This window comes from Pseudomonas sp. MF6767, assembly GCF_016405475.1.
GTDB classification, from domain to species: Bacteria; Pseudomonadota; Gammaproteobacteria; order Pseudomonadales; family Pseudomonadaceae; genus Aquipseudomonas; species Aquipseudomonas paracarnis.
This window is the reverse complement of record NZ_JAEKCY010000010.1, coordinates 203,282-216,579: the sequence shown is the minus strand read 5'-3', so window position 1 is coordinate 216,579 and position 13,298 is coordinate 203,282. Positions and strand designations below refer to the sequence as shown.

The 13,298-nt window shown below is 59.7% G+C and carries 12 protein-coding genes and 4 tRNA genes; 3 read left to right on the top strand and 13 right to left on the bottom strand.

The window, feature by feature from the left end; translation table 11 throughout:
• The 11 genes from JFT58_RS17780 to uvrB form a co-directional block, all read right to left on the bottom strand.
• A partial coding sequence (locus tag JFT58_RS17780) for a hypothetical protein (RefSeq protein ID WP_442963550.1) occupies positions 1–497 on the bottom strand: 497 nt, incomplete at its 3' end.
• Between the two features lie 612 nt (positions 498–1,109).
• Positions 1,110–2,075 carry a tRNA dihydrouridine synthase gene (locus JFT58_RS17775; RefSeq protein ID WP_054898571.1) on the bottom strand — a complete coding sequence of 322 codons (966 nt, stop codon included), beginning with the start codon at positions 2,073–2,075 and terminating at the stop codon, positions 1,110–1,112.
• A 55-nt stretch (positions 2,076–2,130) separates the two neighbouring features.
• Entirely contained in the window at positions 2,131–2,565 is a 435-nt protein-coding gene (locus tag JFT58_RS17770) for an acyl-CoA thioesterase (protein WP_054898572.1), read from the bottom strand.
• A gap of 38 nt (positions 2,566–2,603) precedes the next feature.
• Positions 2,604–3,437 (bottom strand): alpha/beta hydrolase, encoded by an 834-nt coding sequence (locus JFT58_RS17765; RefSeq protein WP_054898573.1) that lies wholly within the window; start codon positions 3,435–3,437, stop codon positions 2,604–2,606.
• A gap of 15 nt (positions 3,438–3,452) precedes the next feature.
• Complete coding sequence (locus JFT58_RS17760; RefSeq protein WP_054898574.1) at positions 3,453–3,992, bottom strand: TetR/AcrR family transcriptional regulator; 540 nt, start codon at positions 3,990–3,992, stop codon at positions 3,453–3,455.
• 183 nt (positions 3,993–4,175) lie between these two features.
• Positions 4,176–4,251, bottom strand: a tRNA-Glu gene (locus JFT58_RS17755).
• 81 nt (positions 4,252–4,332) lie between these two features.
• Positions 4,333–4,408: transfer RNA gene (locus JFT58_RS17750), tRNA-Ala, on the bottom strand.
• 50 nt (positions 4,409–4,458) lie between these two features.
• Positions 4,459–4,534: transfer RNA gene (locus JFT58_RS17745), tRNA-Glu, on the bottom strand.
• 79 nt (positions 4,535–4,613) lie between these two features.
• Positions 4,614–4,689 (bottom strand) — tRNA-Ala (locus JFT58_RS17740).
• A 147-nt stretch (positions 4,690–4,836) separates the two neighbouring features.
• A complete protein-coding gene (gltX, locus tag JFT58_RS17735; RefSeq protein WP_032896132.1) occupies positions 4,837–6,318 on the bottom strand; it encodes a glutamate--tRNA ligase in 1,482 nt (493 codons plus the stop codon).
• Between the two features lie 186 nt (positions 6,319–6,504).
• Positions 6,505–8,520, bottom strand: a complete 2,016-nt coding sequence (gene uvrB / locus JFT58_RS17730; protein WP_003192575.1) for an excinuclease ABC subunit UvrB — start codon at positions 8,518–8,520, stop codon at positions 6,505–6,507.
• Positions 8,521–8,863: 343 nt separating this feature from the next.
• Between uvrB and JFT58_RS17725 the strand changes: the two genes are divergently transcribed.
• The gene (locus JFT58_RS17725; RefSeq protein WP_054898575.1) at positions 8,864–10,060 is read left to right on the top strand and encodes an amino acid aminotransferase; all 1,197 of its coding nucleotides are present in this window, start codon (positions 8,864–8,866) and stop codon (positions 10,058–10,060) included.
• A 100-nt stretch (positions 10,061–10,160) separates the two neighbouring features.
• Positions 10,161–10,370, top strand: coding sequence for a hypothetical protein (locus tag JFT58_RS17720; RefSeq protein ID WP_005789784.1), 210 nt, complete (start codon positions 10,161–10,163; stop codon positions 10,368–10,370).
• A 77-nt stretch (positions 10,371–10,447) separates the two neighbouring features.
• On the opposite strand, the gene ptrR is transcribed toward JFT58_RS17720, so the two are convergent.
• Positions 10,448–11,341 carry a putrescine utilization regulator PtrR gene (gene ptrR, locus JFT58_RS17715; RefSeq protein ID WP_054898576.1) on the bottom strand — a complete coding sequence of 298 codons (894 nt, stop codon included), beginning with the start codon at positions 11,339–11,341 and terminating at the stop codon, positions 10,448–10,450.
• Positions 11,342–11,578: 237 nt separating this feature from the next.
• Between ptrR and JFT58_RS17710 the strand changes: the two genes are divergently transcribed.
• Positions 11,579–12,973 (top strand): aldehyde dehydrogenase family protein, encoded by a 1,395-nt coding sequence (locus tag JFT58_RS17710; RefSeq protein WP_054898577.1) that lies wholly within the window; start codon positions 11,579–11,581, stop codon positions 12,971–12,973.
• A gap of 18 nt (positions 12,974–12,991) precedes the next feature.
• Here JFT58_RS17710 and JFT58_RS17705 read toward each other — a convergent pair whose 3' ends face one another.
• On the bottom strand, positions 12,992–13,297 hold the full coding sequence (locus tag JFT58_RS17705; RefSeq protein WP_034126226.1) for a protealysin inhibitor emfourin: 306 nt from the start codon (positions 13,295–13,297) through the stop codon (positions 12,992–12,994).
• Position 13,298 lies beyond the last annotated feature (1 nt).

Sequence of the window (13,298 nt, the reverse complement as noted above, 5' to 3'; positions counted from 1 at the left end):
ACCGGCTGGTCTTTTGCATTCGGCTTCACCGACTGATCAGTCGTACCTGGCTTCACCGGCTGGTCTTTTGCATTCGGCTTCACCGACTGATCAGTCGTACCTGGCTTCACCGGCTGGTCTTTTGCATCCGGCTTCATCGCTTGATCAGTCGTACCTGGCTTCACCGGCAGGTCTTTTGCATTCAGCTTCTCCGCTTGATCAGTTGTAGCTGGCTTCACGGGCTGGTCTTTTGCCTCCAGATCAGGCGTAACACTTTTTCCCAAAAGCATCTCCCGCATGGATTTGAAGAACTGCTCGAGCATGTCAAATACTCTGGTGAGCGCCGTCGCACTCACCATGACCTCACTGTTTTCATTGCGTGCAGATGCGGGGTTGAGGTTGAAATGGCTCGTCGGAGGTTTAGGTTGCATGTCGACTTTCAACGGGGTCGGCAACTGCCCGCTCAGAGGTGATGTATCAACTTTGACAAAGGGCGAATTATTGACAGATAGAGACATTCATAAACTCCTTAATCGGCGCCACCTGACTCCGTTAAATGGCCAGGGAAGCAATAGCCTTAATGAACTGCAAGCAACAACACTGCCTGACAGCTGCTAATTTGTGGGAGTTAACGCTGACCAGTTCCTAAAATCGCGCGTCATATAAAGAAACCAAACCAAATTTTCAGACTTTGCCTCGTGCTTTTTAAAGAACACCTCGATTTGCCGCCCCCGAATGTGTGCGTGGCAGAAATACAGATTAATAACTCACCTGAAACGCAACTTGTCGATACAATTCAAAACGCCGCGTAACCGCCCACTTTGATATTTCGCGCGAACATATAAGACACAACCAGAACCACGCACCGAAGACATATATTTATAAATAAACTTACACAGAGAAACTTTTGAATTTAAAAAACCTATAACGTGCCTGTTTATTACCGAGCAACATTCAACCTATGTGAGAACAAACTGCGAGCGCTCTATAAAGGGCGTCAAGTTCAGCCATAGATAATCCCAACAAACAAAAAAATGCCCCATATCTCTCAATATGGGGCATTTTTTGAAACAGGACGCCGACTCAAATAATGTTGCACCCACCATCAACGGACATTGAAGCGTTACAACTCATAACGTTGCCGGTTGTGGGTGAGGCATGCCAAGCAAGCGGCTAACCTGTTCCAATGCGGTTTCACGACGCAGGGCCGTAAACAGTTCGACCGCCTCCGGGTAATTACGCGTCAACATCGCCAGCCATTGCTTCAAACGGCCCGGCGCCTGCTTTTCAGTCAACTGGGCTACCGATTGACGCCAGAACTCGTGGAGCATGGGTTGCATCTGCGCCCAGGTCATCTCCACTACTTCTTCGCCAGCGCGCGCAGCAGCGATTTGCCGGGCCAGGTCAGGCCGCGCGACCAAGCCGCGTCCCAACATGATGTCTTCTACGCCGCTGATTTCCCGGCACCGCCGCCAATCTTCAACACTCCATATATCACCATTGGCAAACACTGGCACCTTCACCACGTCTTGCACACGCGGGATCCACTCCCAATGGGCGGGGGGCTTATAGCCATCGGTTTTGGTACGCGCATGTACCACGATATGCGCCGCACCACCTTCTGCCAGGGCCGTTGCACACACCAACGCGCCATCCGGGCTGTCGAAGCCCAAACGCATCTTGGCGGTCACCGGGATATGGGCAGGTACAGCACGGCGCACATGTTCGACGATCTGGTTGAGCAGCTCCGGCTCCTTGAGCAGCACCGCACCGCCGCGGGACTTGTTGACGGTCTTGGCTGGGCAGCCGAAGTTCAGGTCGATGACTTGCGAACCCAGCTCGCAGGCCAAGGCGGCGTTCTCCGCCAGGCAAACCGGGTCGGAGCCCAGCAATTGCACACGCAACGGCACGCCCGCAGCGGTGTGCGCACCGTGCAGCAGTTCCGGGGCGAGCTTGTGGAAATAGGCAGGTGTGAGCAGGCGGTCGTTGACCCGGATGAACTCGGTCACGCACCAGTCGATACCGCCCACGTGGGTCAACACGTCCCGCAGGATGTTGTCGACCAACCCCTCCATGGGCGCCAAAGCAATTTGCATGGAAAACACTCAACAAAAATCGTGGCGCAGTTTACTGGGTTTCCTGCGGCAACCGTTAACCCCCTGTCAGGGCGGGGCCGTAACCTTCAATAAACTCGGCGGGCATACGCTTGGGCTTGCCGCTGGACAACTCAATACATACGAAGGTTGTTTGCGCACGCAGCAGGGTCGCGCCGTCACGGGGGCGCACAAGCTGGAAACGACGGGTCATTTTCAGGCGCTGGTCCCAATCGACGATCCAGGTGGCCAGTTGTAACTCATCGCCCTCATAGCCTGCCACCAAGTAGTCGATCTCATGGCGCACCACGGCCATGGCGCGGTCGAGGCGTCGGTATTCGGTGAGGTCCAGCCCCAGGCGCTGGGAATGGCGCCAGGCGCAACGCTCCAGCCATGAGACGTACACCGCATTATTGGCGTGCCCCAGGCCGTCGATGTCCTCAGCCGCAACCTGCAGATCGATGATGAACGGCGTTGCCAAATCCCAGCCCATGCCTTGCTCCAGTCGATTGATGTCGGCGGGGCAGTGTATCAGGCGCTTTGGCGCTCCTGTAGACGGCAGCCGGCCAATAGGGCAAGTACAGCGTCGATGACCTGCGGGTCGGCGAGCACTTTCTGGTGGCCACCCTGCTCCAGGCGCAGCAGGCGGCTGTCGAACCAGGCTTCGTGAATGGCTTGAGCCGCCCTGACCGGAACGAAGGTGTCGTCTTCGGCGTGCACGATCAGGCCGGGAATGTTCAACTGGTAGTGGGCCACGTCCAGATGCTTGAGCGGCATGCCCATGCTCAACTCCACCTCTTGGATAAAGGCTGAGCGCGCCCGGGGCGGCAAGCCGACCATGCGGGTGAACCCGCGTAGCACATCCAGAAAGCGCGACGGTGCGGCAATGCTGACCAATGCCTGCGTACGCAACCCCAACTGCACCGCCAACATCGCACTGGCGCCGCCCATGGAATGGCCGACCACCGCATACAGCGGCGGCAGCTCGGCCGCCGCCTCAAGCATGGCGCGGGCAAACAGCAGTACATGAGCTTCACGCCCTGGCGAACGGCCGTGAGCGGGACCGTCCAGGGCTATCACCGAATAGCCGTTGTCGACCAACGCCGTGATCAAGCTGGCGAATTGAGTCGGGCGGCCTTCCCAGCCATGCATCAGCAGCACCGCCGGGCCATGCCCCCAACGCAATGCCGACAGGCCGAAACGCAGAGTGATGCGCTCCGAATGGGCCAACAGCGGCAACTCCCAGTCACGCGGCGGCAGATCGCGCGGGGTCATGAAGGTGCGACGCATCTTGCTGGCGACCGCATGCGGCGCAAGGCGCCCCACCGTGCCATTGAAACCACGAACCCAGGTCAATGCGCCCATCTTGCATCCCCTTTTTCAGCGTACCGCCGACTTGGCCGCACGTATCACCCGATCTGATAACTCGCCGGGTCCGAGTGCCCGCGCCAGGGTCAGCCCCCCTACCATCAAGGCCATGTCCGCCAGGGCCTTGTCGATATCTTCGGGGCTGCCGGCCAATTGCGCGGCCATCAACTCGACGTGCTCGTTCAAAACCTCGCGAAAAGCGTCCGGCAAGCGCCCCATCTCCCCCACCGTCGCGGGCAACGGGCAGGCCTGGGTCGTGGAGTCGCGGTGCTTGCGCGACAGATAAAACGCTGCGACCAACGTGCGGCGCTCTTCGCCGGTCAGTTGTTCGTCCAAGTCATCGATGGAGGCGCGACGCTGCGCCAGCAACTGGCTGAACGCTTCCAGCATCAGCGCGTCCTTGCTTTCAAAGTGCGCGTAGAAGCCGCCGACTGTCAGCCCCGCCGCCCCCATTACTTCGCCCACACTGGGCTCAGCCGGGCCACGCTGGATCAATGCCGCGCTGGCAGCCTGCAAAATACGTTCGCGGGTTTGCGCTTTTTTATCGCTCATCGAAGCCTCCGTCTTTCATGGGTTGAATATTATTACCATAATAATATTTGGCAAGCGATAAGCACGACCGCCGGTCAGAACAGAAAATGGGTGATAAAGGAGGGAATTGGCCAAACGCCAGACAAACAAAAGGGCCATTCAATAATTGAATGACCCTTAAAAATCCCGCAGAGCGGGTAATCGTGGCGTCCCCTAGGGGACTCGAACCCCTGTTACCGCCGTGAAAGGGCGGTGTCCTAGGCCACTAGACGAAGGGGACACAAACCTTCTATACAACAGATCAGCGCTGAGAACTGATCGATCCAAGGACGGTGTGGCCGGAACCTTGAACCTGTAAAATTGGTGGAGCTAAACGGGATCGAACCGTTGACCTCTTGCATGCCATGCAAGCGCTCTCCCAGCTGAGCTATAGCCCCGGATTTTTCGTCTCGCGACGCAGCAGACCTTTCGAGCTGCTTGTTGAAACTGGCGTCCCCTAGGGGACTCGAACCCCTGTTACCGCCGTGAAAGGGCGGTGTCCTAGGCCACTAGACGAAGGGGACAAAACCTTCTGTACATCTGATCAGAGCTGAGACCTGATCAATTCAAGGACGGTGTGGCCGGAACCTTGAACCTGTAAATTGGTGGAGCTAAACGGGATCGAACCGTTGACCTCTTGCATGCCATGCAAGCGCTCTCCCAGCTGAGCTATAGCCCCTCATCGGTGAGGACGGGGCGAATCTTAATGGCGGTTTGGAAACGTGTCAAATTTATTTTCAACAATTTCCAAAATTTTTTGCCGGGATAACAATCACTTACCGACGAAACCCCGGAAAACCGGGGTTTCGTGCCCTAAGCGGCCTGCTTAGGCGATAGCGCCCAGCAGCTTTTCCCATTCCTTGTTTTCTTTCTTCGACACACCACCAAGCAAATCAAGGGCTTGGCGCAGACGGAAACGGGTCAGGTCCGGGCCGAGAATTTCCATCGCATCGAGCACAGACACCGAACTGGCCTGCCCGGTGATGGCGGCAAACATCAGCGGCATGGCATCGCGCAGTTTCAGCTCAAGGGATTCCACCACCGCCTGGATGGTCGCGGTGATCGCATCCTTCTCCCACTGACGCAGGCTTTCAAGCTTCCACAGGATCAACTGCATCAGCTGGCGAACCTGGTCACCGGAAAGCTTCTTGGACTCGAACAGCTTGGGATCGGGATTCACGCCGCCAGCAAAGAAGAAACTGGCCAAGGGCGCGACCTGGCTGAACGTCTCTACCCTGCCCTGCACCAGTGGCGCTATCTTCATCATGTACTCGGGGTTCAACGCCCACTGCTGCACACGGCTGGCGAACTCTTGCACCGGCAGGTCACGCAGCCACTGGCCGTTGAGCCACGAAAGCTTCTCGATATCGAAGATCGGGCCGCCGAGGGAGACGCGGGACAGGTCGAAGTTGTCGACCATTTCCTGCAACGAGAACTTCTCGCGCTCGTCCGGCATCGACCAGCCCATGCGGCCCAGGTAGTTGAGCATCGCCTCGGGCATGAAGCCCATGCGCTCGTAGAAGGTCACCGACGTGGGGTTCTTGCGCTTGGACAGCTTGCTCTTGTCCGGGTTACGCAGCAGCGGCATGTAGCACAGCTGCGGTTGCTCCCAGCCGAAGTATTCGTACAGCAGGATCAGTTTCGGCGCCGATGGCAGCCACTCTTCGCCGCGCAGCACATGGGTGATGCCCATCAGGTGGTCATCGACCACGTTCGCCAGGAAGTACGTCGGCAAGCCGTCGGTCTTCATCAGCACCTGCATATCCATGCGGTCCCACGGGATCTCGACGTCACCGCGCAGCATGTCCGGCACCACGCAAACGCCTTCGCTTGGCACTTTCATACGAATGACGTGAGGCTCACCGGCGGCCAGGCGCGCAGCCACTTCTTCCTTGGACAACAGCAACGCACGACCATCGTAACGCGGGGTCTCGCCACGGGCCTGCTGCTCGGCGCGCATCTGGTCCAGTTCTTCGGCGGTGCAGAAGCACGGGAAGGCATGGCCCATGTCAACCAGTTGCTGGGTGTATTGCTTGTAGATGTCGCTGCGCTCGCTCTGGCGATACGGGCCATGCGGGCCGCCGACATCCGGGCCTTCAGCCCAGGTAATGCCCAACCAGCGCAAGGCATCGAAAATCTGCTGTTCCGACTCACGGGTGGAACGCAGTTGATCGGTATCTTCGATCCGCAGGATGAATTCACCACCATGCTGCTTGGCAAAGCAGTAGTTGAACAGGGCGATGTAAGCAGTACCGACGTGGGGATCCCCAGTAGGCGATGGCGCAATGCGCGTGCGGACGGTGGTCATGGCAGGTCTCGAATGGGCGATAAAACTGAAAATTGAAACAAGGGGCGAATGGTAACAGCCTGGGGGATATCTGGAAAACCGAGGCGCGGCCATCGCAGGCAAGCCAGCTCCCACATTTTGACCGCATTCACAGATCAATGTGGGAGCCGGGCTTACACGCGATGGGGCCAGCCCAATCAACGCAAATCAAACAGCCAGCAGGCGCTCACGCAACTTGCCAATCTCATCCCGCGTCTGCGCCGCCGCCTCAAACTCCAGATCCCGCGCCAACTGGTACATCTTCTCTTCCAACTGCCGAATCCGCTTGGTGATCTCACTCGGTGAGCGCAGTTCGTTTTCGTACTTGGCGCTCTCCTCGGCGGCCTTGGCCATGCCCTTGCGCTTCTTGCTGCGCGAGCCGGGCACGGTGGCGCCTTCCATGATGTCGGCAACGTCCTTGAACACACCTTTGGGGGTAATGCCGTGTTCCAGGTTGAACGCGATCTGCTTGTCGCGACGACGCTGGGTCTCGCCAATCGCACGCTCCATGGAACCGGTGATGCGGTCCGCATACAGGATCGCCCGTCCATTGAGGTTACGCGCCGCTCGGCCGATGGTCTGGATCAGCGAGCGTTCGGAGCGCAGGAAGCCCTCCTTGTCCGCATCCAGGATCGCCACCAGCGACACTTCCGGCATGTCCAGGCCTTCACGCAGCAGGTTGATCCCCACCAGCACATCGAAAGTGCCCAGGCGCAGGTCGCGGATGATTTCCACGCGTTCCACGGTGTCGATGTCCGAGTGCAGGTAACGCACGCGCACGCCGTGGTCGGCCAGGTAATCAGTCAAGTCTTCGGACATGCGCTTGGTCAGGGTGGTGACCAGCACCCGCTCTTCCAGGGCCACGCGCTTGTTGATTTCAGAGAGCAAGTCGTCGACCTGGGTCAGCGCCGGGCGAATTTCGATTTCCGGGTCCACCAGGCCAGTGGGACGTACCAGTTGCTCGATGACGCGGCCCGCGTGCTCGGCTTCATAGTTGCCGGGCGTAGCGGAGACGAAGATGGTCTGCGGGCTGATGGCTTCCCACTCGTCAAAGCGCATTGGCCGGTTGTCCAGCGCCGACGGCAGGCGGAAGCCGTACTCCACCAGGGTTTCCTTACGTGAGCGGTCACCCTTATACATGGCCCCCACCTGCGGCACGCTGACGTGGGATTCGTCGATCACCAGCAAGGCGTCCGGCGGCAGGTAGTCATAGAGCGTCGGTGGCGGCGCCCCGGAGTCACGGCCCGACAGGTAACGCGAGTAGTTTTCGATGCCGTTGCAGTAGCCCAGCTCCAGGATCATCTCCAGGTCGAAGCGAGTGCGCTGCTCCAGGCGCTGGGCTTCCACCAGCTTATTGTTGGAACGCAGGTATTCCAGGCGCTCGGCCAGCTCGACCTTGATGCCCTCGATGGCGCCCATCAAGGTTTCGCGTGGGGTCACGTAGTGGCTTTTCGGGTAGAAGGTAAAGCGCGGCAGCTTGCGGATCACCTCGCCGGTCAACGGGTCGAAGGCCGACAGGCTTTCAACTTCATCATCGAACAGCTCGATGCGGATCGCTTCCAGGTCGGATTCGGCCGGGTAGATGTCGATCACATCGCCGCGCACCCGGAAGGTGGCGCGGGCGAAGTCCATGTCGTTGCGGGTGTACTGCAGGCTCGCCAGGCGGCGCAACAGTTCGCGCTGGTCGAGTTTGTCGCCACGGTCGACGTGCAGCACCATCTTCAAATAGGTTTCCGGGCTGCCCAAGCCGTAGATGCACGACACCGTGGTGACGATGATCGCGTCTTTGCGCTCCAGCAGTGCCTTGGTGGCCGACAGCCGCATCTGCTCGATGTGGTCGTTGATCGACGCATCCTTCTCGATGAAGGTATCGGAGGATGGCACATAGGCTTCGGGCTGGTAGTAGTCGTAGTAGGAAACGAAGTACTCCACCGCGTTGTTGGGGAAGAACGCCTTGAACTCGCCGTAGAGCTGCGCCGCCAGGGTTTTGTTTGGCGCCAGCACCAGGGTCGGGCGGTTGGTCTGGGCGATCACATTGGCGATGCTGAAGGTCTTGCCAGAACCGGTCACCCCAAGCAGCGTCTGGTGCGCCAGGCCGGCCTCGATGCCTTCGACCATCTGACGAATGGCTTCCGGTTGATCGCCGGCGGGTTCAAAACGGGTAACGAGCTGGAAATCCGACATAACGTACCTCGTGAAGTCACCCCAGACTCGACACCGCCAGGGACGAAATAGCTCAGCAACCCGCGATTAGTCATCGCAGGTTGCAGGAAAAAACCATGATAGCTGTAGAAGTGGTGTCGAATGTGACGGGTTTCAAGGCCGTCTTCCTACACGACCTTTATCGTCAATGTTGCAATAAGACTAACGGTCAGCAAATAAACCGAAAAACTTGGCCGAAAAGCCGTTTCCGTTGTCGCTCTCAGCCGTGATGGCCTCTATACTAGCTCCCCGTTTGTGCACCGCTCTAGTGCATTCGGCTGGAGCGCGACACGTCCCTCCTACCCCCCATAGAGCTGCCGCAAAAATGAGCCTGTTCTCCGCTGTCGAAATGGCACCACGCGATCCAATCCTGGGCCTCAACGAAGCATTCAACGCCGACACACGAACCACCAAGGTGAACCTTGGCGTGGGCGTTTACTGCAACGAGGAGGGGAAGATTCCACTCTTGCGTGCCGTTGCCGAAGCGGAAGCCATTCGTGTGGCGCAACATGCCGCTCGAGGCTACTTGCCAATCGACGGCATCGTGGCCTACGACCAGGCCGTGCAAAAGCTGCTGTTTGGCGCTGAGTCGCCACTGTTGAGCGCAGGCCGTGTGATTACCGCACAGGCCGTGGGCGGCACTGGCGCGCTGAAAATCGGCGCCGACTTCCTCAAGCAACTGCTGCCCAACGCCGTCGTCGCCATCAGCGACCCAAGCTGGGAAAACCACCAGGCGCTGTTTGAAAAAGCCGGTTTCCCGGTGCAGACCTACCGCTACTACGACGCCGCCACACACGACGTGAACCGTGCCGGCCTGATCGAAGACCTCAACGCCCTGCCGCCACAGTCCATCGTGGTGCTGCACGCTTGCTGCCATAACCCGACCGGCGTCGACCTCAGCCCGGCCGACTGGCAAAACGTGCTGGACGTGGTCAAGGCCAAGAACCTGGTGCCGTTCCTCGACATGGCCTACCAGGGCTTCGGCGATGGCATCCACGAAGACGCCGCCGCGGTGCGCCTGTTCGCAGAGTCGGGCCTGACCTTCTTTGTATCCAGCTCGTTCTCCAAGTCGTTCTCGCTGTATGGCGAACGGGTAGGCGCGCTGTCGATCGTCAGCGAGTCCAAGGAAGAAAGCGCGCGCATCCTGTCCCAGGTCAAGCGTGTGATCCGCACCAACTACTCCAACCCGCCCACCCACGGCGCAGCCATCGTCGCCGCCGTACTCAACAACCCGGAACTGCGCGCCCAGTGGGAAGCCGAACTGGCCGAGATGCGCCTGCGCATCCGTGGCATGCGCGAGCAGATGGTGGCCGAACTGGCCAAGGCTGCTCCAGGCCATGACTTCAGCTTCGTCGGCCGCCAGCGTGGGATGTTCTCCTACTCCGGCCTGACCGTTGAGCAAGTCACCCGCCTGCGCACCGAATTCGGGATCTATGCGCTGGATACCGGTCGCATCTGCGTGGCGGCGCTGAACCAGTCGAACATTGGTGCAGTGACCAAGGCGATTGTCCAAGTGCTGTAAGCGGACACACGTTATACGAAGGGGGAAGCCAATGGCTTCCCCCTTTTTATTGGCGAACGCACTAGACTGAACACCGACTGCCCCTTGCTGTGAGAGCTTTATGAGAAACGACGACCTGGATCTGCGCGCCGACCGCGACGAACTGCACGACTACGCCCCACGCGCACCGCAAGCCAAGCGGCAGAAGAGCTTGGTGCTGCAGGTAGCGCTGGGAGTATTCCTCGGTGGGTTGGCGTTATGGCTGGTACAACTGGGCGCCACGGCAATCATGGCCAAACTAGCCATGGGCACCCTGCAATTTGGTGGCTGACCCGCTCTCCTGTAGGAGCGAGCTTGCTCGCGAAAAACCCAAAGACACCGCGTTCATCCAGAATGCCCGCGTTATCGTTAACGGTCTTCGCGAGCAAGCTCGCTCCTACAAAACCCGCGTTCTTCCAGCAGTTTTACAAAGCTGTTCAAACTCTGCGACACCGTGCCCCGCCGCCAGATCAGCCAGGTATTCAAGATACGGAACGTGTCGGGCAGCGGCCACACGCTCACCGCCGCACACCCCGGCATACTCTCCAGCATACTGCGCGGCATCAGCGCCAGCCCGGCCCCGGCGCTGACACAGGCCAACATGCCATGGTACGACTCGATCTCGAAGATCCTGCCGGGCACCGCGCCATCCTGTGAGAACCAGCGTTCGAAGTGATGCCGGTACGAACAGTTGGAACGAAACGTATAGATGTTCTCGCCATTCACATCCTGGCCGCGGGTGATCGGCGCGTGATGCAGCGGCGCAATCACCACCATCTCTTCCTCGAACACCGCCACACCCTCCAGCGTGGAATGCAGCACCGGCCCGTCGACAAAGGCCGCCGTCAACCGACCCGACAGCACGCCTTCGATCATGGTGCCCGAGGGGCCAGTGCTCAGGTCCAGCTCGACCTTGGTGTATTGCTGGTTATACGCCGCCAATAATGCCGGGATACGCACCGCCGCCGTGCTCTCCAGCGAGCCCAGGGCAAAGGCGCCCTGGGGCTCCTCCCCCGCCACCGTGGCGCGGGCTTCCTGTACCAGGTCGAGAATACGCCGCGTGTAGCCGAGGAAATTCCACCCCGCCGGAGACAAACGCAAGCGACTCTTCTCTCGGATGAATAACTCCACGCCCAAATCCTGCTCCAGTTGCTTGATGCGCGTGGTGAGGTTCGACGGCACCCGATGAATCAACTGGGCGGCAGCGCTGATGCTGCCTTGCTCGGCAACGGCCTTGAAGATTTCCAGCTGCACCAGATCCAAATCATTCTCCAATCATGCACATGATCGTTCCCACGCTCTGCGTGGGAACGCTGCCTCGGACGCTCCGCGTCCGATCGTTGGCGCGACGCGGAGCGTTATGGAATGCATTCCCACGCAGAGCGTGGGGACGATCTAACATTCTCGAATTGAGAACATATTACTTAGTATTATTCAGTTTCCAGAAAACATACAGCCCCGTACTCTGGTCCCATTCCACTCATTCAGCCGGACGGTGCCATGAACAATGTTATCTCCCACCAGACCCACGCCCTGTCGATCAACCCCGCCAACGGCGAAACAGTCGGCAGCTACCCCTACGAAAGCGCAGAACAACTGAACGCCGCCCTCGCCCGCTCGACCACTGCCTTCCGCACCTGGCGCCGCACGCCTGTGAGCCAGCGCGCCGAATACCTGCTGGCCCTGGCTGCCGCCCTGCGTGAGCAAGCTGAAGAGATGGCGCAAATGATCACCCTGGAAATGGGCAAACCCATCGCCCAGGCCCGCGCCGAAATCGAAAAATGCGCGCAACTGAGCGAATGGTACGCCGCCCACGGGCCGGCCATGCTCGCCCCGGAGCCCACCCTGGTGGACAACGGCAGCGCCCGGATCGAATACCGCCCACTGGGCCCGATCCTCGCGGTAATGCCGTGGAATTTCCCGGTGTGGCAAGTGCTGCGCGGCGCGGTGCCGACCCTGCTCGCCGGCAACACCTATGTGCTCAAACACGCGCCAAACGTGATGGGCAGCGCCTATCTGATCCAGCAAGCGCTGCGTAAAGCCGGTTTCGCTGAAGGCGTGTTCGAAGTGATCAACGTCACCCAGGAGGGCGTGTCCGCTGCCATCGCCGACCCACGCATCGCCGCTGTGACCCTCACCGGCAGCGTGCGCGCCGGCATCGCCATCGGCTCACAGGCCGGGGCCGCATTGAAGAAATGCGTGCTGGAACTGGGTGGCTCCGACCCCTTTATCGTGCTCAACGACGCCGACCTCGACGCCGCCGTGCAAGCCGCGGTCATCGGCCGCTTCCAGAACAGCGGCCAGGTCTGCGCCGCCGCCAAGCGCTTGATCATCGAAGCGGGCGTGGTTGAAGCCTTCACCGCCAAATTCCTTGAAGCCAGCCGCGCCCTGGTGATGGGCGAGCCCACCGCGGACGCCACCTATATCGGCCCCATGGCGCGCTTTGATCTGCGTGACGAACTGCACGGCCAGGTCCAGGCGACCCTGGAAGAAGGCGCCACGCTGCTGCTGGGTGGCCATAAAGTCGCGGGCGCGGGCAATTACTATGAACCGACCATCCTGGCCGACGTCACCGACCACATGACGTCGTTCAAACAGGAACTGTTCGGCCCCGTGGCATCGATCATCACCGCCCGCGACGCCGAGCACGCCGTGGCGCTGGCCAATGACAGCGAGTTTGGCCTGACCGCGAGCATCTTCACGGCCGATTCCGCAAAGGCGCGGGCGATTGCCGATCAGTTGGAAACCGGCGGGGTCTTTGTCAACGCGTTCAGCGTGTCGGACCCGCGGGTGGCATTTGGCGGCGTGAAGAAAAGCGGGTTCGGCCGCGAGCTGTCGCACTTCGGCGTACGCGAGTTCTGCAATGCGCAGACGGTATGGCTGGATCGTAAGTAGCCTGCCAGCATTGGCGCTTCAACAATTAATATGCCGTCGCACGCACTGAACCAACCCGTCCAGTGCCGGGGGATTCACCGGCGCGAGTACACAGACTGTGTGCTCGCGCTCGCCCTCCGCTACTGTCAGGGTGTAATGCACTCGGCCTGGGTTGCCAGGCTCGGGATCGGTGCTTTGCGGCAACTGGAAAAAATCGCACGCTTCAATCAGTTGCCGCAACTCCTGCTGGTCGGGCTCGGGCAACGCGTCCAACTCTACCGTGCGCGGCTTGGCCAACCCCGGAAAAAACGCCGGTCCGCCGCTTTCCTTGATTGAAATTCGCATG

What these genes read in the sequence shown, in the direction of transcription:
- JFT58_RS17775 (WP_054898571.1), bottom strand. Translation starts at nt 2,075, where the DNA reads ATGCAAATTGCTTTGGCGCCCATGGAGGGGTTGGTCGACAACATCCTG.
- JFT58_RS17770 (WP_054898572.1), bottom strand. Translation starts at nt 2,565, where the DNA reads ATGGGCTGGGATTTGGCAACGCCGTTCATCATCGATCTGCAGGTTGCG.
- JFT58_RS17765 (WP_054898573.1), bottom strand. Translation starts at nt 3,437, where the DNA reads ATGGGCGCATTGACCTGGGTTCGTGGTTTCAATGGCACGGTGGGGCGC.
- JFT58_RS17760 (WP_054898574.1), bottom strand. Translation starts at nt 3,992, where the DNA reads ATGAGCGATAAAAAAGCGCAAACCCGCGAACGTATTTTGCAGGCTGCC.
- gltX (WP_032896132.1), bottom strand. Translation starts at nt 6,318, where the DNA reads ATGACCACCGTCCGCACGCGCATTGCGCCATCGCCTACTGGGGATCCC.
- uvrB (WP_003192575.1), bottom strand. Translation starts at nt 8,520, where the DNA reads ATGTCGGATTTCCAGCTCGTTACCCGTTTTGAACCCGCCGGCGATCAA.
- JFT58_RS17725 (WP_054898575.1), top strand. Translation starts at nt 8,864, where the DNA reads ATGAGCCTGTTCTCCGCTGTCGAAATGGCACCACGCGATCCAATCCTG.
- JFT58_RS17720 (WP_005789784.1), top strand. Translation starts at nt 10,161, where the DNA reads ATGAGAAACGACGACCTGGATCTGCGCGCCGACCGCGACGAACTGCAC.
- JFT58_RS17710 (WP_054898577.1), top strand. Translation starts at nt 11,579, where the DNA reads ATGAACAATGTTATCTCCCACCAGACCCACGCCCTGTCGATCAACCCC.
- JFT58_RS17705 (WP_034126226.1), bottom strand. Translation starts at nt 13,297, where the DNA reads ATGCGAATTTCAATCAAGGAAAGCGGCGGACCGGCGTTTTTTCCGGGG.